General features: G+C 57.4%; 22 protein-coding genes. 19 read left to right on the top strand and 3 right to left on the bottom strand.

The window, feature by feature from the left end; translation table 11 throughout:
• Positions 1–3: 3 nt before the first annotated feature.
• From kdsA to ispD, 4 genes are all read left to right on the top strand, one after another.
• Positions 4–849: a 3-deoxy-8-phosphooctulonate synthase gene (gene kdsA, locus ACTWLJ_RS01220; RefSeq protein ID WP_445179581.1), complete on the top strand. Its 846-nt coding sequence runs from the start codon at positions 4–6 to the stop codon at positions 847–849.
• A gap of 156 nt (positions 850–1,005) precedes the next feature.
• Positions 1,006–2,295 carry a phosphopyruvate hydratase gene (gene eno / locus ACTWLJ_RS01215; RefSeq protein WP_401217868.1) on the top strand — a complete coding sequence of 430 codons (1,290 nt, stop codon included), beginning with the start codon at positions 1,006–1,008 and terminating at the stop codon, positions 2,293–2,295.
• 172 nt (positions 2,296–2,467) lie between these two features.
• Positions 2,468–2,746, top strand: coding sequence for a cell division protein FtsB (gene ftsB / locus ACTWLJ_RS01210; protein ID WP_007908838.1), 279 nt, complete (start codon positions 2,468–2,470; stop codon positions 2,744–2,746).
• Entirely contained in the window at positions 2,743–3,450 is a 708-nt protein-coding gene (gene ispD / locus ACTWLJ_RS01205; RefSeq protein ID WP_445179580.1) for a 2-C-methyl-D-erythritol 4-phosphate cytidylyltransferase, read from the top strand. The genes ftsB and ispD overlap by 4 nt, the downstream gene beginning before the upstream one ends.
• 141 nt (positions 3,451–3,591) lie before the next feature.
• On the opposite strand, the gene ACTWLJ_RS01200 is transcribed toward ispD, so the two are convergent.
• Positions 3,592–4,488, bottom strand: coding sequence for a LysR substrate-binding domain-containing protein (locus tag ACTWLJ_RS01200; protein WP_401217874.1), 897 nt, complete (start codon positions 4,486–4,488; stop codon positions 3,592–3,594).
• Positions 4,489–4,605: 117 nt separating this feature from the next.
• Between ACTWLJ_RS01200 and ACTWLJ_RS01195 the strand changes: the two genes are divergently transcribed.
• The 8 genes from ACTWLJ_RS01195 to rpoS all read left to right on the top strand — a co-directional run bounded on the left by ACTWLJ_RS01195 (position 4,606) and on the right by rpoS (position 11,821).
• On the top strand, positions 4,606–5,718 hold the full coding sequence (locus ACTWLJ_RS01195; RefSeq protein WP_445179579.1) for an S-(hydroxymethyl)glutathione dehydrogenase/class III alcohol dehydrogenase: 1,113 nt from the start codon (positions 4,606–4,608) through the stop codon (positions 5,716–5,718).
• Between the two features lie 65 nt (positions 5,719–5,783).
• Positions 5,784–6,629 (top strand): S-formylglutathione hydrolase, encoded by an 846-nt coding sequence (gene fghA / locus ACTWLJ_RS01190; protein WP_445179578.1) that lies wholly within the window; start codon positions 5,784–5,786, stop codon positions 6,627–6,629.
• A 44-nt stretch (positions 6,630–6,673) separates the two neighbouring features.
• Positions 6,674–7,147, top strand: a complete 474-nt coding sequence (gene ispF / locus ACTWLJ_RS01185) for a 2-C-methyl-D-erythritol 2,4-cyclodiphosphate synthase (RefSeq protein ID WP_042557897.1) — start codon at positions 6,674–6,676, stop codon at positions 7,145–7,147.
• Complete coding sequence (gene truD / locus ACTWLJ_RS01180) at positions 7,144–8,202, top strand: tRNA pseudouridine(13) synthase TruD (RefSeq protein ID WP_445179577.1); 1,059 nt, start codon at positions 7,144–7,146, stop codon at positions 8,200–8,202. Before ispF ends, truD begins: the two co-directional genes overlap by 4 nt.
• Positions 8,190–8,939, top strand: coding sequence for a 5'/3'-nucleotidase SurE (gene surE, locus ACTWLJ_RS01175; protein WP_445179576.1), 750 nt, complete (start codon positions 8,190–8,192; stop codon positions 8,937–8,939). The genes truD and surE overlap by 13 nt, the downstream gene beginning before the upstream one ends.
• A gap of 41 nt (positions 8,940–8,980) precedes the next feature.
• Positions 8,981–9,616 (top strand): protein-L-isoaspartate(D-aspartate) O-methyltransferase, encoded by a 636-nt coding sequence (locus ACTWLJ_RS01170; protein ID WP_401217996.1) that lies wholly within the window; start codon positions 8,981–8,983, stop codon positions 9,614–9,616.
• A 212-nt stretch (positions 9,617–9,828) separates the two neighbouring features.
• Positions 9,829–10,707 carry a peptidoglycan DD-metalloendopeptidase family protein gene (locus tag ACTWLJ_RS01165; protein WP_445179575.1) on the top strand — a complete coding sequence of 293 codons (879 nt, stop codon included), beginning with the start codon at positions 9,829–9,831 and terminating at the stop codon, positions 10,705–10,707.
• Between the two features lie 106 nt (positions 10,708–10,813).
• Positions 10,814–11,821, top strand: a complete 1,008-nt coding sequence (gene rpoS / locus ACTWLJ_RS01160; RefSeq protein WP_445179574.1) for an RNA polymerase sigma factor RpoS — start codon at positions 10,814–10,816, stop codon at positions 11,819–11,821.
• 601 nt (positions 11,822–12,422) lie between these two features.
• Here the strand turns inward: rpoS and fdxA are convergent.
• Positions 12,423–12,761, bottom strand: coding sequence for a ferredoxin FdxA (gene fdxA, locus ACTWLJ_RS01155; RefSeq protein WP_445179573.1), 339 nt, complete (start codon positions 12,759–12,761; stop codon positions 12,423–12,425).
• 163 nt (positions 12,762–12,924) lie between these two features.
• Complete coding sequence (gene mutS / locus ACTWLJ_RS01150) at positions 12,925–15,507, bottom strand: DNA mismatch repair protein MutS (RefSeq protein ID WP_445179572.1); 2,583 nt, start codon at positions 15,505–15,507, stop codon at positions 12,925–12,927.
• A gap of 211 nt (positions 15,508–15,718) precedes the next feature.
• Between mutS and ACTWLJ_RS01145 the strand changes: the two genes are divergently transcribed.
• From ACTWLJ_RS01145 to ACTWLJ_RS01115, 7 genes are all read left to right on the top strand, one after another.
• Entirely contained in the window at positions 15,719–16,453 is a 735-nt protein-coding gene (locus ACTWLJ_RS01145; protein WP_445179571.1) for a LexA family transcriptional regulator, read from the top strand.
• 531 nt (positions 16,454–16,984) lie between these two features.
• A complete protein-coding gene (locus tag ACTWLJ_RS01140; protein WP_445179570.1) occupies positions 16,985–17,422 on the top strand; it encodes a tail fiber assembly protein in 438 nt (145 codons plus the stop codon).
• A gap of 121 nt (positions 17,423–17,543) precedes the next feature.
• Positions 17,544–17,888: a phage holin family protein gene (locus ACTWLJ_RS01135; RefSeq protein ID WP_445179569.1), complete on the top strand. Its 345-nt coding sequence runs from the start codon at positions 17,544–17,546 to the stop codon at positions 17,886–17,888.
• A 38-nt stretch (positions 17,889–17,926) separates the two neighbouring features.
• Positions 17,927–18,052, top strand: a complete 126-nt coding sequence (locus tag ACTWLJ_RS01130) for a Com family DNA-binding transcriptional regulator (RefSeq protein ID WP_445179568.1) — start codon at positions 17,927–17,929, stop codon at positions 18,050–18,052.
• Positions 18,053–18,120: 68 nt separating this feature from the next.
• Complete coding sequence (locus ACTWLJ_RS01125) at positions 18,121–18,969, top strand: putidacin L1 family lectin-like bacteriocin (RefSeq protein WP_445179567.1); 849 nt, start codon at positions 18,121–18,123, stop codon at positions 18,967–18,969.
• 204 nt (positions 18,970–19,173) lie between these two features.
• On the top strand, positions 19,174–19,695 hold the full coding sequence (locus tag ACTWLJ_RS01120; RefSeq protein ID WP_445179566.1) for a hypothetical protein: 522 nt from the start codon (positions 19,174–19,176) through the stop codon (positions 19,693–19,695).
• Positions 19,696–19,698: 3 nt separating this feature from the next.
• Entirely contained in the window at positions 19,699–20,307 is a 609-nt protein-coding gene (locus tag ACTWLJ_RS01115; RefSeq protein WP_445179565.1) for a phage baseplate assembly protein V, read from the top strand.
• The last annotated feature ends 14 nt before the right edge of the window (positions 20,308–20,321 follow it).

The raw sequence follows: 20,321 nt of genomic DNA, 5'->3' as shown, positions 1-20,321 counted from the left end.
CCGATGGCACAGAAGATCATCCGCGTCGGCGACATCGAGATTGCCAACGACAAACCCATGGTGCTGTTCGGCGGCATGAACGTGCTGGAAAGCCGCGACATGGCCATGCAGGTTTGCGAAGAGTACGTGAAGGTCACCGAGAAACTCGGTATCCCTTACGTGTTCAAGGCCAGTTTCGACAAGGCCAACCGGTCTTCTGTGGCCAGTTATCGTGGTCCTGGCCTGGAAGAGGGCATGCGCATCTTCCAGGACATCAAACAAGCCTTCGGCGTGCCGATCATCACCGACGTCCACGAGCCTGAACAGGCCGCGGTCGTCGCTGAAATCTGCGACATCATTCAACTGCCGGCCTTTCTGTCGCGCCAGACCGATCTGGTCGTCGCGATGGCCAAGACCAATGCAGTGATCAACATCAAGAAAGCCCAGTTCCTTGCGCCTCAGGAAATGAAACACATCCTTAACAAGTGCGTGGAAGCGGGTAACGATCAATTGATCCTCTGCGAGCGTGGTTCGAGCTTCGGCTACAACAACCTCGTGGTCGACATGCTCGGCTTCGGCATCATGAAGCAGTTCGAGTACCCGGTATTCTTCGACGTGACCCACGCGCTGCAAATGCCTGGCGGTCGTTCCGACTCCGCCGGCGGTCGCCGTGCACAGGTTCTCGATCTGGCCAAGGCTGGCATGAGCCAGGGCCTGGCCGGTCTGTTCCTCGAAGCGCATCCGGACCCGGACAACGCCAAATGCGACGGCCCTTGCGCCTTGCGTCTGGACAAACTGGAGCCATTTCTGGCCCAGCTCAAAGCTTTGGACGAACTGGTGAAGAGTTTTCCGACGGTAGAAACCGCGTAAACCTCAATTCTCCGGTAAAGTACCGCACGATTTAATGCTCAGGCCCTCGGGCCTGAGCCTTGTCGTCTGCAAGTCTGCCCGCTGTACTTCGCTTGCCGACGATTGAAGATTTCCTCTAGCTGCGTCGTTTTCGTCAACTTTGGAGTGTTTACAACAATGGCAAAAATCGTCGACATCAAAGGTCGTGAAGTTCTCGACTCCCGTGGCAATCCCACCGTGGAAGCGGACGTGCTTCTCGACAACGGCATCATCGGCAGCGCTTGCGCGCCGTCCGGTGCATCCACTGGCTCGCGTGAAGCGCTCGAGCTGCGTGATGGCGACAAGAGCCGTTACCTGGGCAAGGGCGTGCTCAAGGCCGTAGCCAACATCAACGGTCCGATCCGTGACCTGCTGTTGGGTAAAGACCCAAGCGACCAGAAAGCTCTCGATCACGCGATGATCAAGCTGGACGGCACCGAAAACAAAGGCACCCTGGGCGCCAACGCGATCCTCGCCGTATCCCTGGCTGCGGCCAAGGCTGCTGCACAGGACCAGGACCTGCCGCTGTACGCACACATTGCCAACCTGAACGGCACCCCGGGTGTGTACTCGATGCCGGTTCCGATGATGAACATCATCAACGGTGGCGAGCACGCCGATAACAACGTCGACATCCAGGAATTCATGGTTCAGCCAGTTGGCGCCAAGTCTTTCTCGGAAGGTCTGCGCATGGGCACCGAGATTTTCCATCACCTCAAAGCTGTGCTGAAGGCCCGTGGCCTGAGCACCGCAGTCGGTGACGAAGGTGGTTTCGCGCCGAACCTGGCTTCCAACGAAGACGCTTTGAAAGTGATCTCGGAAGCTGTGGCCAACGCCGGTTACAAGCTGGGCACCGACGTGACCCTGGCTCTGGACTGCGCGGCCAGCGAATTCTACGAAGACGGCAAATACAACCTGTCCGGCGAAGGTCAGGTGTTCACCGCTGAAGGTTTCGCTGATTACCTGAAAGGTCTGACCGAGCGTTACCCGATCATCTCCATCGAAGACGGTCTGGACGAGTCCGACTGGGCTGGCTGGAAGATCCTCACCGACAAGATCGGCGAGAAGACCCAACTGGTAGGCGACGACCTGTTCGTAACCAACACCAAGATCCTGAAAGAAGGCATCGATAAAAAGATCGCCAACTCGATCCTGATCAAGTTCAACCAGATCGGCACCCTGACCGAAACCCTGGAAGCCATCCAGATGGCCAAGGCCGCTGGTTACACCGCCGTAATCTCGCATCGCTCCGGCGAAACCGAAGATTCGACCATTGCCGATCTGGCTGTGGGCACTGCGGCTGGCCAGATCAAGACCGGGTCTCTGTGCCGTTCCGATCGTGTTTCCAAGTACAACCAACTGCTGCGTATCGAAGAGCAGTTGAATGGCAAAGCCAAGTACAACGGTCGCTCCGAGTTCCGCGGCTGATAAGTACATGGTAAAAAAGACACCGGATTGTGTCGGAAAAGTCGTGACAGCGATGGATTTGCCACTAATCTGATGCCTTATATGCACAAGCCTGGATCTTCCAGGCTTCGTGCTATCAGACGTTTCAAAGTTTTTGTGTGGCTGTCTTTTTTCACTGGATACCTGATATTCGATGCGCAGTCCTTACTGGTTGTTTCTCGTTTTGCTCTTGCTGCTGGCCGGTCTGCAGTACCGCCTGTGGGTGGGCAATGGCAGTCTGGCGCAAGTTGCCGAGCTGAATCAGCAGATTGCTGATCAACATGCCGAGAACGAAGGCCTGCTGGAGCGCAATCGGGTGATGGACGCTGAAGTCAGCGAGCTGAAGAAAGGCATGGAGACCGTTGAAGAACGGGCTCGCCATGAGCTGGGCATGGTCAAGGACGGTGAAACCCTTTACCAGTTGGCTCAATGATCCATTCTCTACCGGCCTTCTGGGCCGTGATTCCTGCCGCGGGCGTCGGTGCCCGTATGGCCGCGGACCGTCCCAAGCAATACTTGCAACTGGGCGGGCGCACAATTCTCGAACACAGCCTCGGCTGTTTCCTTGATCACCCGAGCCTCAAGGGGCTGTTGGTCAGTCTTGCTGTTGATGATCCTTATTGGCCGAACCTGGCCTGCGCTGGCGACTCGCGGATTCAACGGGTCGAGGGTGGCTCCGAACGTTCTGGCTCGGTGCTCAATGCCTTGCTGCATCTGCACGCGCAAGGTGCAGACGATGAGGATTGGGTGCTGGTGCACGATGCCGCACGGCCTAATCTGAGCCGCGATGATCTCGACAAGTTGCTCAGCGAGCTGGCGGATGATCCAGTGGGCGGTCTGCTGGCAGTGCCGGCGCGGGACACGCTCAAGCGCGTCGACAAACACGGTCGGGTCGTTGAGACCGTTGATCGCAGCGTGATCTGGCAGGCGTATACACCGCAGATGTTCCGCCTCGGTGCGTTGCATCGGGCGCTGGCGGATAGCCTGGTGGCGGATGCTGTGATTACTGATGAAGCCTCGGCGATGGAGTGGGCGGGTCTGGCACCGCGCTTGATCGAAGGTCGTGCGGATAACCTCAAAGTCACTCGGCCAGAAGATCTGGAATGGCTGCGTCAGCGTTGGTCTAACCGCCGCTGAGTGTTTTGGTGGCTGCCGCATCGCTATCGCCAGCAGGCTGGCTCCCACCCATGATCTGCATTGAATCAAAATCTGTATCCACTAAAGATCCTCTGTGGGAGCCAGCCTGCTGGCGATGGTAGATTCGCAGTCGACGCAAACTCAAATCCGATACTCCGGCCGCTCGGCCAATCCTTCCTTGAGAAAATCCACCAGTTTGCGCACTTTCGGCGATAAATGCCGTTGCTGCGGATACAGCGCCCACACCGCCGTATTCGGTGGTTGATGCGTTTCCAGCAGCGAAACCAGCGCGCCACTGTGCAAATGCTCCAGCACGTAATAGTCCGGCAACTGACACAACCCGACCCCTTGCAACGCCGCGTCCAACACCGCTTGCCCGCTGTTGCAGCGCCAGTTGCCCTGCACTCGCTGGGAAAACTCCCGGCCATTCTGCTCAAGCTGCCAGATGTCCGAACTGCCGATCAGGCAATTATGGCGGGACAGTTCCGACAGGCTGTGCGGGCGACCATACCGTTCAAGGTAGGACGGTGACGCGCAGAGATACATGCGCCGTGGCGCCAGCCGCGTGGCAACCAGTCGTGAATCCTGCAATCGACCCAAACGGATCGCCAGATCCAGCCCTTCATGCACCAGGTCGAGTTGGCGGTTGCTCAATTCAATATCGATGCGCAACTGCGGATACAGCCCCATGAACCGCGTCACCAACGGCACGATAAAACGCTCGCCGTAAGCCACGGCGCAAGTCATGCGCAACATGCCTTTCGGTTCGCTGGTCAGGTCGCCAACCGCCCGCAGGGCCTCTTCACGACCGTCCTGCAAACGTTGGCAGTGTTGCAAAAACGTCTGACCTGCCTCGGTCAGGGTCACTCGCCGGGTACTGCGATAGAGCAGGCGTGTCTGCAAACGCTCCTCCAGCCGTACGATTTGTCGACTGATGTGCGAGGAAGAAACTCCTAAGCGTTCGGCGGCGGCAGTGAATTGGCTGCATTCGGCGACAGCGACAAATTCGTCGATGCCTTCCCAGCGGTTCTCGGACATCGGCGATTATCCCTGTATGGCAATAATGTTTTGCTTTTGGTCGGATTATTCACCGTAAGTCGATGTATTACACTCCTTGTCTGGTTTTTTATTCAATGGATTCACTGGAGAGTCAGCATGATCAAGTCGCGCGCCGCCGTAGCCTTCGAGGCCAAGAAGCCGCTGGAAATCGTTGAAGTCGATGTCGCCATGCCCAAGGCCGGTGAAGTGTTGCTGCGCGTAGTGGCTTCCGGGGTTTGCCACACCGACGCCTACACCTTGTCCGGCGCTGACCCGGAAGGCATCTTCCCGTCGATCCTCGGCCACGAAGGTGGCGCAATCGTTGAAGCCATCGGCGAGGGCGTCACTTCGGTTGCTGTCGGCGATCACGTGATTCCGCTATACACCCCGGAATGCGGCCAGTGCAAATTCTGCAAGTCGGGCAAGACCAACCTGTGTCAGGCGATTCGCGCCACTCAGGGCAAAGGCTTGATGCCGGACGGCACTTCGCGCTTTTCCTACAAGGGCGAAACGATTTTCCACTACATGGGTACTTCGACGTTCTCGGAATACACCGTGCTGCCGGAAATCTCCGTCGCGAAAATCTCCAAGGATGCGCCGCTGGAAAAGGTCTGCCTGCTCGGTTGCGGCGTCACCACCGGCATTGGCGCGGTGCTCAACACCGCCAAGGTCAAGCCGGGCGACACCGTGGCCATTTTCGGCCTCGGCGGCATTGGTCTGTCGGCAGTGATCGGCGCAGTGAAAGCCAAGGCTGCGCGGATTATTGCGATCGACATCAATCCGGCCAAATTCGAGATCGCCAAGCAGTTGGGCGCTACCGATTGCGTCAATCCGAAAGACTTCGATCGCCCGATCCAGGAAGTAATCGTCGACATGACGGATGGCGGCGTCGACTTCTCCTTCGAGTGCATCGGCAACGTGCAACTGATGCGCGCTGCGCTGGAATGCTGCCACAAGGGTTGGGGCGAGTCGGTCATCATCGGCGTGGCCGGTGCCGGTCAGGAAATCTCCACCCGTCCATTCCAGTTGGTCACCGGTCGCGTCTGGCGCGGTTCGGCGTTCGGCGGCGTACGTGGCCGTACCGAGTTGCCTAGCTACGTCGAGATGGCGCAAAACGGTGAAATCCCGCTGGATACCTTCATCACCCACACCATGGGTCTGGAAGACATCAACAAGGCTTTCGACCTGATGCACGAAGGCAAGAGCATTCGTACCGTCATTCATTTCTGATCAATCGTGACGACATGGCAGCAGGTCTTGAAGGCTTGTTGCCGTGAGCGCGTAGGAGTCTTTACATGAGTCTGGAAAACATCTCCTGTCAGAAAAGTTTCGGCGGCTGGCACAAGCGCTACCGTCACCGTTCCGATGTGCTCGGCTGTGACATGGTGTTTGCCGTGTACCTGCCGCCGCAAGCGGAGCAGGGCGGCAAGCTGCCGGTGCTGTATTGGCTGTCGGGGCTGACCTGCACCGACGAGAACTTCATGCACAAGGCCGGCGCATTGCGCATGGCGGCGGAATTGGGGCTGATCATCGTTGCACCGGACACCAGCCCGCGTGGCCCTGATGTCCCGGGCGATCCGGATGGCGCGTGGGATTTCGGCCTCGGTGCCGGGTTCTATCTGAATGCCACGCAGGAACCCTGGTCGCGGCACTATCGGATGCATGACTATGTCGTGCAGGAATTGCCTTCACTGGTTGAAGCGCATTTCCCGGCGTCGGATAAACGCAGCATCAGCGGTCATTCGATGGGCGGCCACGGCGCGCTGGTCTGTGCCTTGCGCAATCCGGGACGTTATCAATCGGTGTCGGCGTTTTCGCCAATCAACAACCCGATGGATTGCCCGTGGGGGCAAAAGGCTTTTTCCCGTTATCTGGGTGAAGACCGTTCGAAGTGGCGTGAGTGGGATGCCTGCGCGCTGATCGCTGAAGCCAGTGAAAAACTGCCGTTGCTGGTCGACCAGGGTGATCGTGACGATTTCCTCGCCACCCAGCTCAAACCCGAAGCGCTGCAACAAGCGGCAAAACAAGCGGGACATCCGCTGACGCTGCGCCTGCAACCGGGCTACGACCACAGCTATTTCTTCATATCGAGCTTCATAGACGACCACTTGCAGCATCACGCACGCGCTCTGCGTGGCTAATGCAGGTAGAATCACGCCCTGACAAAAATCGGGGCGTTTTTTTTATGCGTATTGGCCACGGCTATGATGTGCACCGTTTCGCTGAAGGCGATTTCATTACTCTGGGCGGCGTGCGTATCGCACACAGCTTCGGGCTGCTCGCTCATTCCGACGGTGACGTCCTGCTGCACGCCTTGAGCGATGCCTTGCTCGGCGCTGCGGCGCTGGGTGATATCGGCAAGCATTTTCCGGACACTGATCCACAATTCAAGGGTGCCGACAGCCGTGCGCTGTTGCGTCATGTGGTCGGGCTGATCCACGCCAAGGGCTGGAAGGTCGGCAACGTCGACAACACCATCGTCGCCCAGGCGCCGAAAATGGCCCCGCATATCGAATCGATGCGCGCACTGATTGCCGCCGATCTTCAAGTTGAGTTGGATCAAGTGAACGTGAAAGCTACCACCACCGAAAAGCTTGGCTTTGTCGGTCGCGAAGAAGGCATCGCCGTGCACTCCGTTGCCTTGTTGCTGCGCGCATGAACGAACTGCAATTGCTCGGCCCGCGTGCCTATGGCGACGCCCTCGGCACCGCGGTACTGAAAGCCATCGCTGAAGATTTTCAGGTCGATGAAGTCCTCGACATCCCGTTCAGCGGCGATGGCGAGCACCTGTGGATCTGGGTGGAAAAACGCGGTCTGAACACCGAAGAAGCAGCACGGCGGATTGCCAAAGCTGCCGGCGTGCCATTGCGCACCGTCAGTTACGCCGGGCTCAAGGATCGTCAGGCGCTGACCCGTCAGTGGTTCAGCGTACAACTGCCGGGCAAGGCTGACCCGGATCTGTCGGCAGCGGAAAACGACACGCTGAAGATCCTCAAGACCACCCGCCACAAACGCAAGCTGCAACGCGGCGCGCATTCGGCGAATGGTTTCACCTTGCGTCTGACGCAGTTCGCTGGCGACAAGGCGGCAATCGAACAGCGTCTGCAACAGATCGTTAAACAAGGTATTCCGAATTATTTCGGTACCCAGCGTTTTGGCTTTGACGGCGGCAACGTGGTCGATGCCCGTTCCTGGGCGGCGCGCAAGGCTCTGCCGGAGCAACGCAATGTGCGTTCGCGACTGTTGTCGACGGCGCGCAGCTTTTTGTTCAATCAGGTACTGGCGGCGCGGGTTGCCGATGGCACCTGGCAACGTGCGCTGGTCGGCGATCTGCTGGCGTTCACTGACAGCCGCAGCTTTTTCCCGGCCGGTGAGGCCGAGTGCAGCGATCCACGCCTGGCGATTCTCGATCTGCATCCGACCGGCCCGCAGTGGGGCGAAGGTGACTCGCCGGCGACCGGCGCTGTCCATGATCTGGAGCAGGAAATTGCCGCCCGTGAAGCGGATCTGCGCGATTGGTTGATTAATGCCGGTATGAGCCACGAACGTCGCATCCTGCGACTGCCCATTGGCGGGTTGTCGTGGCATTATCCCGAGCCTGACATTCTGCAACTGGAATTCGTCCTCCCGGCCGGATGCTTTGCCACCGTATTGGTGCGCGAGCTCGTTGATCTGGTGCCGGTGGGGCAGACGGACAGCCCATGCGTATTCTGATTTCAAACGACGATGGGGTAACCGCACCCGGTCTTGCCGCGCTTTATGCTGCGCTGGCGGATTACACCGAATGCGTGGTTATCGCCCCGGAGCAGGACAAGAGCGGCGCCAGCAGTTCGCTGACGCTGGACCGTCCGCTGCACCCGCAATATCTGGCCAACGGCTTTATCAGCCTCAATGGCACACCGACCGACTGCGTGCACCTGGGCCTCAACGGCCTGCTGGAGCGCCAGCCGGACATGGTGGTTTCAGGGATCAACCTCGGCGCCAACCTTGGCGATGACGTGTTGTATTCCGGGACCGTGGCGGCAGCCCTTGAAGGGCGCTTCCTCGAACATCCTTCGTTTGCCTTCTCGCTGGTCTCACGTCAGGTGGACAATCTTCCTACGGCGGCTCACTTTGCGCGCAAACTGGTCGAGGCCCACGCCGGGCTCGATCTGCCGCCGCGCACGGTGCTGAACGTGAACATTCCGAATCTGCCGATTGATCATATTCGTGGCATTCAACTGACCCGTCTCGGCCATCGCGCCCGTGCGGCAGCGCCGATGAAAGTGGTCGATCCGCGTGGCAAGGCCGGTTACTGGATCGCCGCCGCGGGCGACGCCGAAGATGGCGGCCCGGGCACCGATTTCCATGCAGTGATGCAGGGCTATGTATCCATCACCCCGTTGCAGCTTGATCGCACCTTCAACGATGCCTTCCGAAGCCTCGACGGCTGGCTGGAGGGATTGCGCTGATGTCTCGTGAACAAGACGATATGTTGCGTCGCGGCATCGGGATGACCTCGCAGCGTACCCGCGAACGCCTGATCCAGCGTCTGTATGAAGAAGGTCTGTCCAACGCCAAGGTGCTGGAAGTCATCCGGCGTACGCCGCGTCATCTGTTTGTCGATGAAGCGCTGGCGCACCGCGCCTATGAAGACACCGCACTGCCGATTGGCCACAACCAGACCATCTCTCAGCCTTATATGGTGGCGCGCATGAGCGAGCTGCTGCTGGAAGCGGGGCCGCTGGACAAAGTGCTGGAGATCGGCACCGGTTCCGGTTATCAGACTGCCGTATTGTCGCAGCTGGTGGAGCGGGTGTTTTCGGTTGAGCGCATCAAGGTTCTGCAGGATCGGGCCAAGGAGCGTCTGGTCGAGCTGAACCTGCGTAACGTGGTGTTCCGTTGGGGCGATGGCTGGGAAGGCTGGCCGGCGCTGGCACCGTACAACGGCATCATTGTCACGGCGGTGGCCACCGATGTACCGCAGGCATTGCTTGATCAACTGGCACCGGGCGGACGTCTGGTGATTCCGGTCGGCTCGGGTGAAGTACAGCAATTGTTGCTGATCGTGCGCGAAGAAAACGGTTTTTCCCGTCGTGTTTTGGGAGCCGTTCGATTCGTGCCTTTGCTCAACGGGCCACTCGCCTGAGCATTTGTTTAAAGGCGCTGAATTCCTTTCGCTGGTGTCGGTCTTACAGCGGCAGCAATGGTTTAAACGCAGCGAATTGTCGATTGGCAAACGTGTGCGCGAAGCGATTTCGCTTCATTAAAGGTAAAGCCGCATCGGCCAGTTATACTTGCGACACCTCATGCCGGAATACGGCATTCCAAATTTTTCAGCCACCACAAAGGGAGCGGCGGGTGAGTCTCACAGTCATTGCGCAGCGTATGGGTAACACGAGCTTTCAGCGCCTGGTGACTGGCCTTGTCTTGAGCACCTTGCTGGTCGGTTGCTCCAGCACAAAATCGAGCAACGTGCGCGTGGTTGATCGTAATGCGGCGGCCCAGCGTCCTGCGGTAACGACCGGGCAGTATGTAGTCCGTCCGGGCGATACGATGTTTTCCATCGCTTTTCGCTACGGCTGGGACTACAAAGCCCTCGCCGCCAGGAACAACATTCCTACGCCGTATACGATACATCCGGGTCAGACAATTCGCTTCGACGGCCGTACCGGTTCAACGTCGACGGCAGTGGTGAGCAGCAGCAGTTCTTCGCCGTCTTCCTCAAGCAAAACTACGGTAATCCGGCGTCAGGCGAATGGCACGACGACCACCACAACCACCGGTTCCGGGGCCGCTGCGACAACTGTTGTACCGTCCGTCGCCAGCAAGTCGACACCGCCTCCATTGCCCCCGGCAGGCCCGGCCCCGACCGGCTGGGGATGGCCATCTAATGGCATTCTTATTGGAAAATTCTCTTCAAACGGTAGTTTGAATAAAGGAATTGATATCGCCGGGGATTTGGGACAGCCTGTTTTAGCTGCGTCTGATGGGACGGTGGTTTACGCCGGGAGTGGCTTAAGGGGCTACGGCGAATTAGTCATCATCAAACACAGCGAAACCTACGTCAGTGCCTACGGACATAACCGCAGGCTGTTGGTTCGGGAGGGGCAGCAGGTCAAGGTCGGACAGACAATTGCCGAAATGGGGTCAACGGGTACAGACCGGGTGAAACTGCATTTTGAGATTCGCCGACAAGGTAAGCCAGTAGATCCGCTGCAGTTCCTGCCAAGACGTTGATTTGTAAGCCAGCCTGTTCCGTCGCGTAGAGGGGACAGGCTCCAGCGTTGCCAAGGATAAAGGCGTCGCTTGAGCTTGGGGTCGAACTCACCAAAGGACTATAACAATGGCTCTCAGTAAAGAAGTGCCGGAGTTTGACATCGACGATGAGGTTCTCCTTATGGAGGCCGGCATCGATTCGGATTCGATGTTGAATGATGAAGGGGCTGCTCCACCTTCCGTTCGTTCCAAATCCAAAAACTCCGCTTCACTGAAACAACACAAGTACATCGATTACACGCGGGCACTTGATGCCACGCAGTTGTATCTCAACGAAATCGGCTTTTCCCCGTTGCTCTCCCCTGAGGAAGAAGTTCATTTTGCGCGTCTGTCGCAAAGTGGCGATCCTGCCGGGCGCAAGCGCATGATTGAAAGTAACCTGCGGCTGGTGGTCAAAATCGCCCGGCGTTACGTCAATCGGGGGCTGTCGCTGCTGGATCTGATCGAAGAGGGCAACCTTGGGCTGATCCGCGCGGTAGAAAAGTTCGACCCTGAACGCGGCTTCCGCTTCTCGACCTACGCGACCTGGTGGATTCGTCAGACCATCGAGCGCGCGATCATGAATCAGACCCGGACCATCCGGCTGCCGATTCATGTGGTCAAGGAACTCAACGTGTACCTGCGGGCTGCACGGGAGCTGACGCAAAAGCTCGATCACGAACCTTCACCCGAAGAAATCGCCAACCTGCTGGAAAAACCGGTGGGCGAGGTCAAGCGCATGCTCGGCCTGAACGAGCGGGTTTCTTCGGTCGACGTCTCGCTGGGTCCGGATTCGGATAAAACCCTGCTGGACACCCTTACCGATGACCGTCCTACCGATCCATGCGAACTGCTGCAGGATGACGACCTGTCGCAGAGCATCGATCAATGGCTCTCGGAATTGACCGACAAGCAACGCGAGGTGGTCATACGCCGCTTCGGCCTGCGCGGGCACGAGAGCAGCACGCTGGAAGATGTAGGCCTGGAAATCGGCCTGACCCGGGAGCGGGTGAGACAGATCCAGGTAGAAGGTCTCAAGCGCCTTCGTGAGATTCTCGAGAAGAATGGCCTGTCGAGCGAGTCGCTGTTCCAGTAAGCGCTTTCAACGATCGTCCACAAAGGCCCCGACTGGTTCGGGGCTTTTTGTTGCTCGGGATTACGCAGGCAACCCCTCTGGCGAGGGAGCTTGCTCCCGCTTGAGTGCGTAGCGCTCACAGACGTTTTGGGGCTGCTGCGCAACCCGGCGGGAGCAAGCTCCCTCGCCACGGATAATTCCAGGCGGCGAATGCCTCGTGTTTGTAGTCTCGCGGTGTAAGCCTTGGATTACTCTTCCGTAGGTGTTCGTTATTTTTACACTACGGCAGACATCCATTCAGCTTGGTGATTGATTTCAATTTATTGATTTATATAGATATTTTTGAATATGACGCACCTGTTTCAGCGCTTTCCAGCGCCAGAGACGAGTTGCTCCCGGCAGGGAACTCTTTAGTATTCAGGTTGTGTCGACGGACAGACACGCCCTTCAAGGATGAGGGGAATGGACATCGCAGGAAGCGATTCATCAGGACGATGAAAAGGAATACAGGGAATAGGGAAAAATGTGGGCGGGTCAAACCGCCCCTTTTTTTGCCCGCAGAAAAGTAAAACCCGAAAAGCAAAAAGGCCCGTAAGGGCCTTTTTATCGAGCGCGTGACAGATCAGCGTTCGAGTTCTTCAAGCTTGCTGCCGACAGACTTATTGATTTCACGATCCCACTTTTCGGCATCGGGCATCGATTCTTTCTTCTCGGTGATGTTCGGCCAGATATCAGCCAGCTCCTGGTTCAGCTGGATGAAGTTTTCCATGCCGGCCGGCACTTCATCTTCGGAGAAAATGGCTATGGCAGGGCATTCTGGCTCACACAGAGCGCAGTCGATGCACTCATCCGGGTGAATCACCAGGAAGTTCGGGCCTTCGTAAAAGCAGTCCACCGGACAGACTTCTACGCAGTCGGTGTACTTGCACTTGATGCAGTTGTCGGTGACGACGAAGGTCATTTCTAATTCTCTCCTCAGGCGGCGGCAGCGTTGCCCCTTCACGGTTGGGGTCGCCAGGTTCGGGAGCGATGTCTGCCAGCCAGGCTATTAGCCAGCAGCATCCCAAACCGCGCGAGATTCTAACAGCTTGAAGCCGTTTGCGTTATATCCGCTTCTTTAGTGCTTATATCCGGTTCTTAAGTGCATAGAGCATTTCGAGAGCACGGCGTGGCGTCAGGTCGTCGATATCCAGTTTAGCCAACTCATCCAGAACCGGGTGCGGCAGACTGGCAAACATGTCGCTTTGCTGCGGTGTCGCCGGTTTGCCCTTGGCGACTGGCTTCGGCGCCTCGTGTGGCAGGGCGGTTTCTTCCAGTCGGCTCAGGTGCTCACGGGCCCGCACAATCACTTCGCTCGGCACGCCCGCCAGTTGCGCCACGGCCAGGCCGTAACTCTGGCTCGCCGGCCCTGGCAATACGTGGTGCAGGAACACGATGCGTTCGTTGTGCTCGGTGGCGTTAAGGTGCACGTTGGCCACCAGCGGTTCGGCCTCTGGCAACACTGTCAGTTCGAAGTAGTGAGTGGCGAACAATGTGTAAGCGCGCAGATGCGCCAGACGCTCGGCTGCTGCCCAGGCCAGCGACAAACCGTCAAAGGTGCTGGTGCCGCGCCCGACTTCGTCCATCAACACCAGGCTGCGCTCGGTGGCGTTGTGCAGAATGTTCGCGGTTTCGCTCATTTCGACCATAAAGGTCGAACGCCCGCCAGCGAGGTCATCGCTGGAGCCGATTCGGGTGAAGATCCGGTCGACCAGGGACAATTCGCAGCTGGCTGCCGGCACGAAGCTACCGATATGCGCCAGCAATACGATCAATGCAGTTTGGCGCATGTAGGTGGATTTACCGCCCATGTTCGGGCCGGTGATCACCAGCATCCGTGTGTTGTCATCGAGGCTGAGGTCGTTGGCCACGAACGGCGTGGTCAATACTTGCTCGACCACCGGGTGACGACCCTGGGTGATGCGCATGCAAGGTTCGCTGACGAAGCGTGGGCAGTTCAGGTCGAGATTCAGCGCGCGCTCGGCGAGGTTGCTCAGCACGTCCAGTTCGGCCAGCGCGGCAGCGGTGTCCTGCAGCGGCGGCAACTGGCTGATCAAATCTTCCAGCAACGCTTCGTAGAGCATCTTCTCGCGGGCGAGAGCGCGGCTCTTGGCCGACAGAGCCTTGTCTTCGAACTCTTTCAGCTCTGGCGTGATGAAGCGCTCGGCGCCCTTGAGCGTCTGCCGGCGGATATAGTCAGCCGGAGCCGATTCGGCCTGCTTGCTCGGCAGTTCGATAAAGTAGCCATGAATGCGGTTGTAGCCGACTTTCAAGTGCGACAGTCCGGTACGGGCCTTTTCGCGGGCTTCCAGATCGATGAGGAACTGGCCGGCGTTCTCGCTCAGCGATTGCAGTTCATCAAGCTCGCTGTCGTAACCGGTTTTCAGCACGCCGCCGTCACGGATCACCGCTGGCGGGTTGTCGATAATGGCTTTTTCCAGCAGCGCCGCGAGTTCCGGGTAGGTGCTGGTGATGGTCGCCAGACCTTGCAGGTGTGGCGCTTCGAGGTCGGTCATTGCCACTTGCAGTTCAGGCAGGGCACCGAGAGCGTCACGCAGACGTGCGAGGTCGCGAGGACGCGCATTGCGCAAGCCGATCCGTGCCAGAATCCGTTCGATGTCGCCGATTTCCTTGAGCTGCGGTTGCAGCTTTTCGAAACGGTAGCCATCGAGCAGGCAAGTGATCGAGGTCTGGCGCGCCAACAGCACGGGCAGATCGCGCAGCGGGCGATTCAGCCAGCGAGTCAGCAAGCGGCTGCCCATCGCGGTCTGGCAGCGGTCAACGACCGATTGCAAAGTGTTGTCGCGGCCACCCGACAGGTTGGTGTCCAGTTCCAGGTTGCGACGGCTTGCACCGTCGAGCACCACGGTGTCGTCCAGACGTTCATGACGCAGGCTGCGCAAATGGGGCAGGGCGGTGCGCTGGGTTTCCTTGGCGTAGGCCAGCAGGCAACCGGCAGCGCCGATGGCCAGGGTCAGGTTCTCGCAGCCAAAGCCTTTCAAATCCTGAGTGGAAAACTGTTGGCAGAGGCTTTTCAGCGCCGAGTCACGCTCGAAATCCCATGGCGCGCGGCGACGAACCCCACGGCGTTTCTCCGCCGGCAGATCTCTTGGCCAGTCATCCGGGATCATCAGCTCAACCGGATTGACCCGCTCCAGCTCCGCCAGCAGGTTTTCCCAGCCTTTGATTTCCAGCACGGTGAAGTTGCCGCTGGTGATGTCGAGCACCGCCAGGCCAAACAAACGCTCATCGCCCAGCACCGCCGCAATCAGGTTATCGCGGCGCTCATCCAGCAGCGCCTCATCACTCACCGTCCCCGGCGTGATGATCCGCACCACCTGACGATCAACCGGGCCCTTGCTGGTAGCAGGGTCGCCAACCTGTTCGCAGATCACTACCGACTCGCCGAGCTTGACCAGCTTCGCCAGATAACCTTCCGCCGCGTGGTAAGGAATTCCGCACATCGGAATCGCCTGCCCCGCCGATTGCCCACGGGCCGTCAGGGTGATGTCGAGCAACTTGGCTGCCTTCTTCGCGTCTTCATAGAAGATTTCGTAGAAGTCGCCCATGCGATAGAACATCAGCTGATCCGGGTGCTGGTTCTTCAGGCGCCAGTACTGCTGCATCATCGGAGTGTGGGAGGACAGGTCGGAGACGGCTTTATTCATCGGATTGTCAGGAAACTCGTTGAAATGTGTGGGGCAAAAGCGTGGCGTCGGCCGGGCTTTTCCGCGATGGGCGCAAGATTACCATGGGCAGTCCACAGGACGCAGGTGCGAGGGCTGGGTGACAGCTTTCTCCATCAAAAAGCGGTGTTTATGCACGAAATATGCAAATCAGCATTTGTCTTAATAAAAAACTTCAAGCACTATGCGCCTTATGCAAAAACGCAACGTATCTACCGTATTAAGAGCATTGCTCGATCAGCACGGGATCTCCCCTACGGAGCTTCACCGTCGTACCGGCGTGCCTCAATCCACTCTCTCGCGGATTCTCAGCGGGAAGATCGTCGATCCTTCGGATAAACACATCTCGAAGATTGCCGAGTACTTCTCCGTGAGCACCGATCTGTTGCGTGGGCGCGCGGATGTCGCGCCTGCGGCCGCGGCTGCGCGTGATGATGTGCATGCGGAACTCAAGGACATAAGCCTGTGGGACGATGACACCCCCGTCGATGATGACGAGGTGTCGGTGCCCTTTCTGCGTGAGGTTGAATTGGCTGCTGGATCAGGAAGATTCGTCATCGAAGAGAGCGAACGCTCTAGCCTGCGCTTTGGAAAGCGCAGCCTGCGCCATAACGGTGTGCAGTTCGACCAGGCCAAATGCGTGACGGTGCGCGGCAACAGCATGACGCCGGTGCTGCGTGACGGCGCCACCGTTGGTGTGAATGCGGGCAAGTGCGGCATCGGTGACATCATCGACGGCGACCTTTATGCGATCAACCACAATGGCCAACTGCGGGTCAAACAGCTTTATCGCCTGCCTACCGGCATTCGTCTGCGCAGCTTCAACCGCGATGAACACCCGGATGAGGACTACACCTTCCAGGAAATGCAGGAAGAGCAAATTGTCATCCTTGGTCACGTCTTCTGGTGGGGCATGTACGCCCGATAAAGTCATTCCTTTCAGATAAAACCCGCCCACCGGCGGGTTTTTTTTCGCCTGCTGAAAACCACCAGAACCTTGAATGGCGGGGCTTTCATGCGCTCGTGCATTTTCCGTGCATAAATAAATGCATTTATGCATTGACTGTATATGCATCCATGCATATTCTTGCAACCAAGCCGCTCGACAAAGCGGCTGGAAACGAAAGCTCTTTAGTTCCACAAGAACAGGCAGCGATGAACCGGCCTCAACGGTTCAGAGGGTTGGCAACTGACCCGGGTGTGCAGCGTAAAGCACCAGAAGCAGTTATCCGGCGGGCAGGGACCGCGGTCGGAAAAACAATTCGAATGGACTCGTACCGCGCCAGTAGCGCCGAAAAGTCAGCTTCCTTGTTGAGACAGGATTCAAGGAAGGCGAAGGAGCGCATTACTGAAAAGCCCGGTGCATTGGCGCCGGGCTTTTTGGAATGCCTGCCTGATGTTCACGGAGAGAGCAGAGCGACGTGCAGTCGTGTACTGGAAATAATCAGAGGGAAGGATGATGAACCGTTACGTTTTGGTAGGGACTGTTTATAAAACGGGATATCAAGTAGCCCTGCAAATTCTGGAAACCGAGGAGTCCATGCCCACCACCCTCCCGGAAGGGGTATCGGATGCATGGTGGTATGACATCACTGGATATACAACTGATCACCTGGGATGGAAGGTCTTTCAACTGGATGAGGAAGGTTTGCTTTTCGTCGAACCGACTAATGACGACTATCTCAAGATAACCACTGCACGAATGCAGGAACGGTTTGACGTAGCCTTTCGCTGGTTGATGTTCAACCCGTCGCAATACAAGGCGGATCTTGGCATCGCAACCCCAGTAGAGGTAACGGCGCTGATTGATTACAAACGGTATTGCATCGCTGTCAGCGAAGTAAAAAATCAACCCGGTTATCCGTCCGCGATCAACTGGCCTATCGCTCCCTTCTAGTTCAAGACACGAGAGTGCATTACTGAAAAGCCCCTGCGCGGGGCTTTTTGGAATGCCTACTTCAAGAGAAAACGTTTGAACCCAACACACACCACTCATCAATCACCCACGGAGGCGTGACATGACAAACGAGCAACAAGCGTTGGCGGACATGCCGATCTGGCTGGTCATCCTCCTCGCCCTGGTGGGCGGGGTGTCCGGCGAAATGTGGCGCGCCGACAAAGAGGGCGCCCGTGGATGGGCGCTGATCCGGCGACTGGCATTACGTTCCGGGGCCTGCGTCATCTGCGGGGTATCCGCGATCATGCTGCTGTACGCCGCCGGCATGTCGATATGGGCCGCTTGCGCCATTGGCTGCCTGACCGCAATGGCCGGCGCCGATGTGGCCATCGGTCTGTATGAGCGCTGGGCCGCCAAGCGTATTGGCGTTTGCGAAGTACCACCAAGTAATACAAACAAAGAATAATGGAGAACAAGCTAAATTTTTGAAAGGGAGGTCAATCAATGTTGAGCGATTTTCGTTGCGGAAAATGCAATCGTTTGCTTGCCAGAATAAATGTACTTGTTCAAATGCAAATAAAATGTCCCCGATGCAAAACATTGAATCATGTGAAGGCTGGGGGGCTGTAACTCGCCTGTGAGCGAACTTAAGCAGCAGTGACTGCAAATAATAACTAATAGACTCATAGGAAAATAATATGGCTACGTTACCCCGTTACCCGTTTACTACTAACGGCAGTTCCATTTTGCCACCGCTGCATGAAATGTCCGCAGGGCAGTATCTCCAGTCGCCGGATAAACGCTTTAAATTGATTCTCCAGCCTGATGGCAATCTTGCTATATATGAAGGGGCAAATACGGTATGGGTCGCCATTGCCGGTCAGCCCTATACCAGTTCCGGGAAACAGATAGATAACTCCAAGATTTATTTTTATCTCATGTATTACGCATTTCTCAATGACCCGTCGCGCGGTCGGATGTGGGGTACGGCTAACAGTACACCGCTGAATAGTGATATCTGGGCGGCTTATAATAGGTGTTATCTGTCGCTGCAAAATGACGGAAACCTGGTTGTGATTGATTCGATTCCGGTATGGTCGAGCAACTCTGCTATTCCGATCAGTCCCTCTCTTGACGCAATTTACATTCCGTCAGGAACTACATTGGAGGTTGATCGTCGTTATGTGTCGGGTGGAACAACGTTAATCTTTCAATCTGACGGAAACTTGGTGGTTTCAAATGGCCCGCTAGGTGTTCTATGGGCCAGTTGGACTCAAAACAAGGGGGCTACCCGGGCCGTTATGCAATCCGATGGCAACTTTGTGATTTACGGGCCAAACAACACCCCGCTTTGGTTTACCGGTACTGCCGGTCAACCAGGAGCCATTGCAAAAATTCAGGCAAACGGCAGTTTCTCCATTGTCAGTGAAAAGCCGGTGTGGGCTCGATTTGGTTTCACTCCGACGATTTTGCCTAAGCGCGTATTCAACTATGACGGCGGTCCAATGAGCCCGATTTTCAGCTATACCTTCTGGTCGTTCAATTAATCGTTGCTGATGTAAGCCCCACATTATCGTGGGGCTTATTTTTCACAAAGATGTTTCGGGTGTTCGATCTTTTTTGTTCACCTGGCAGTTGTCTATATCTATTGATACTGGTCATCACCTGATCATCATTGACCCTTTCCGTTCCAGTCTCGCTGCACACCCTGCGGCGGGGCTTCGCGTGGACATTTGAAAAGGAGGTCACGCATGCCCGCACCGATCCAGCAGCCTTCGCAGCTGTTCACGGCGATGGCGACAACCTTGCGAAATACCGCTGACCTCAATGTGCAGGTCGGCCATCACGAAGATTTCACCGCACCCGGCGAACAGGCCTGGGTATTAATCGACATCGAACGCAATGCATCGGGACAGCGCGCCGCCAATGGCCGTATCGCCCATGTGCTGACGTTGTCACTGCAGGTCATTCCCGCCGTTTCTGCCAGCGCATTTGCTGCGTGCGATCTGATCGCTGCGCTGAAGAATCTGATCACCGACAACCACTGGGGCTTGCCCGGCGATCAATGCGATGCACCGATGAACATTGATGGTTTGCCGTCATTGCTTGTTCGCGCCGATCAACCCAGCAAGGCCTGGACTTTGACGTTCAACCAGACGCTTTACCTCGGCCCGACCTTGCTCGATGACCCATTTGGCACGCCGAAATTCGCCCGTACCTGGGAAGTCAGCAACATCGACGACCCGGACCAATACACCGCGCTGGAGGCCTGACCGATGTTCGACGCGTTATTGCGCATGCAACTGGGCCCGATCATCGAACGTCTGGCCGAGATGGAAGCGGAAATCGAAGACCTGAACCGGCGCGCCGAGAGTTTCTGTCGTATCGGTATCTGTCAGGCCGTTGATGCCGCAAGCAACACTTGCAATGTCAGCCACGGTGGCTTGCTCACGCCGGCGATCAAATTCTTCAACCCGAGCGCTGGTGCACAGAGTGAATCTCGCATCCCTTCGGTGGGTGAGCAGTGCCTGTTGTTCAACTACGGCAGCGGTGAAAGTGGCGCGCAAAGCGTGGCGCTATTCGGCCTGAACAGCGACCGCTTTCCACCGACTGCCACGGTGCCGACGCTGACTCGACGCGTGCATGTCGACGGCAGCGAAAGCGGCTACGACGACGCCACGCACACCCTGCATTGGCAAAACGCTCCGGCAGCCTTCAGCGGCTCTCGCGAATCGCTGCAACTGAGCATCGGCCCGGCGCAACTGGTGATGACCGCGCAGGCGATCAATCTGCAACTGGGCGCCACCGGCCTGACCATCGACGCCTCGGGCGTGCATTTCAGCGGCCCGTTGGTAGACCACCAGGGCCGCGTCATCAGCCCCTGATTCAAGAGCCTCCC

Source organism: Pseudomonas sp. McL0111 (genome assembly GCF_052567255.1).
The sequence above is the reverse complement of the archived record's forward strand: the minus strand, read 5'-3'. Positions and strand labels throughout refer to the sequence as shown.

Bases quoted from the DNA above. Each gene is read 5' to 3' on its own strand.
- kdsA (WP_445179581.1), top strand. From the start codon at position 4: ATGGCACAGAAGATCATCCGCGTCGGCGACATCGAGATTGCCAACGAC.
- eno (WP_401217868.1), top strand. From the start codon at position 1,006: ATGGCAAAAATCGTCGACATCAAAGGTCGTGAAGTTCTCGACTCCCGT.
- ftsB (WP_007908838.1), top strand. From the start codon at position 2,468: ATGCGCAGTCCTTACTGGTTGTTTCTCGTTTTGCTCTTGCTGCTGGCC.
- ispD (WP_445179580.1), top strand. From the start codon at position 2,743: ATGATCCATTCTCTACCGGCCTTCTGGGCCGTGATTCCTGCCGCGGGC.
- ACTWLJ_RS01200 (WP_401217874.1), bottom strand. From the start codon at position 4,488: ATGTCCGAGAACCGCTGGGAAGGCATCGACGAATTTGTCGCTGTCGCC.
- ACTWLJ_RS01195 (WP_445179579.1), top strand. From the start codon at position 4,606: ATGATCAAGTCGCGCGCCGCCGTAGCCTTCGAGGCCAAGAAGCCGCTG.
- fghA (WP_445179578.1), top strand. From the start codon at position 5,784: ATGAGTCTGGAAAACATCTCCTGTCAGAAAAGTTTCGGCGGCTGGCAC.
- ispF (WP_042557897.1), top strand. From the start codon at position 6,674: ATGCGTATTGGCCACGGCTATGATGTGCACCGTTTCGCTGAAGGCGAT.
- truD (WP_445179577.1), top strand. From the start codon at position 7,144: ATGAACGAACTGCAATTGCTCGGCCCGCGTGCCTATGGCGACGCCCTC.
- surE (WP_445179576.1), top strand. From the start codon at position 8,190: ATGCGTATTCTGATTTCAAACGACGATGGGGTAACCGCACCCGGTCTT.
- ACTWLJ_RS01170 (WP_401217996.1), top strand. From the start codon at position 8,981: ATGACCTCGCAGCGTACCCGCGAACGCCTGATCCAGCGTCTGTATGAA.
- rpoS (WP_445179574.1), top strand. From the start codon at position 10,814: ATGGCTCTCAGTAAAGAAGTGCCGGAGTTTGACATCGACGATGAGGTT.
- fdxA (WP_445179573.1), bottom strand. From the start codon at position 12,761: ATGACCTTCGTCGTCACCGACAACTGCATCAAGTGCAAGTACACCGAC.
- mutS (WP_445179572.1), bottom strand. From the start codon at position 15,507: ATGAATAAAGCCGTCTCCGACCTGTCCTCCCACACTCCGATGATGCAG.
- ACTWLJ_RS01145 (WP_445179571.1), top strand. From the start codon at position 15,719: ATGCAAAAACGCAACGTATCTACCGTATTAAGAGCATTGCTCGATCAG.
- ACTWLJ_RS01140 (WP_445179570.1), top strand. From the start codon at position 16,985: ATGAACCGTTACGTTTTGGTAGGGACTGTTTATAAAACGGGATATCAA.
- ACTWLJ_RS01135 (WP_445179569.1), top strand. From the start codon at position 17,544: ATGACAAACGAGCAACAAGCGTTGGCGGACATGCCGATCTGGCTGGTC.
- ACTWLJ_RS01130 (WP_445179568.1), top strand. From the start codon at position 17,927: ATGTTGAGCGATTTTCGTTGCGGAAAATGCAATCGTTTGCTTGCCAGA.
- ACTWLJ_RS01125 (WP_445179567.1), top strand. From the start codon at position 18,121: ATGGCTACGTTACCCCGTTACCCGTTTACTACTAACGGCAGTTCCATT.
- ACTWLJ_RS01120 (WP_445179566.1), top strand. From the start codon at position 19,174: ATGCCCGCACCGATCCAGCAGCCTTCGCAGCTGTTCACGGCGATGGCG.
- ACTWLJ_RS01115 (WP_445179565.1), top strand. From the start codon at position 19,699: ATGTTCGACGCGTTATTGCGCATGCAACTGGGCCCGATCATCGAACGT.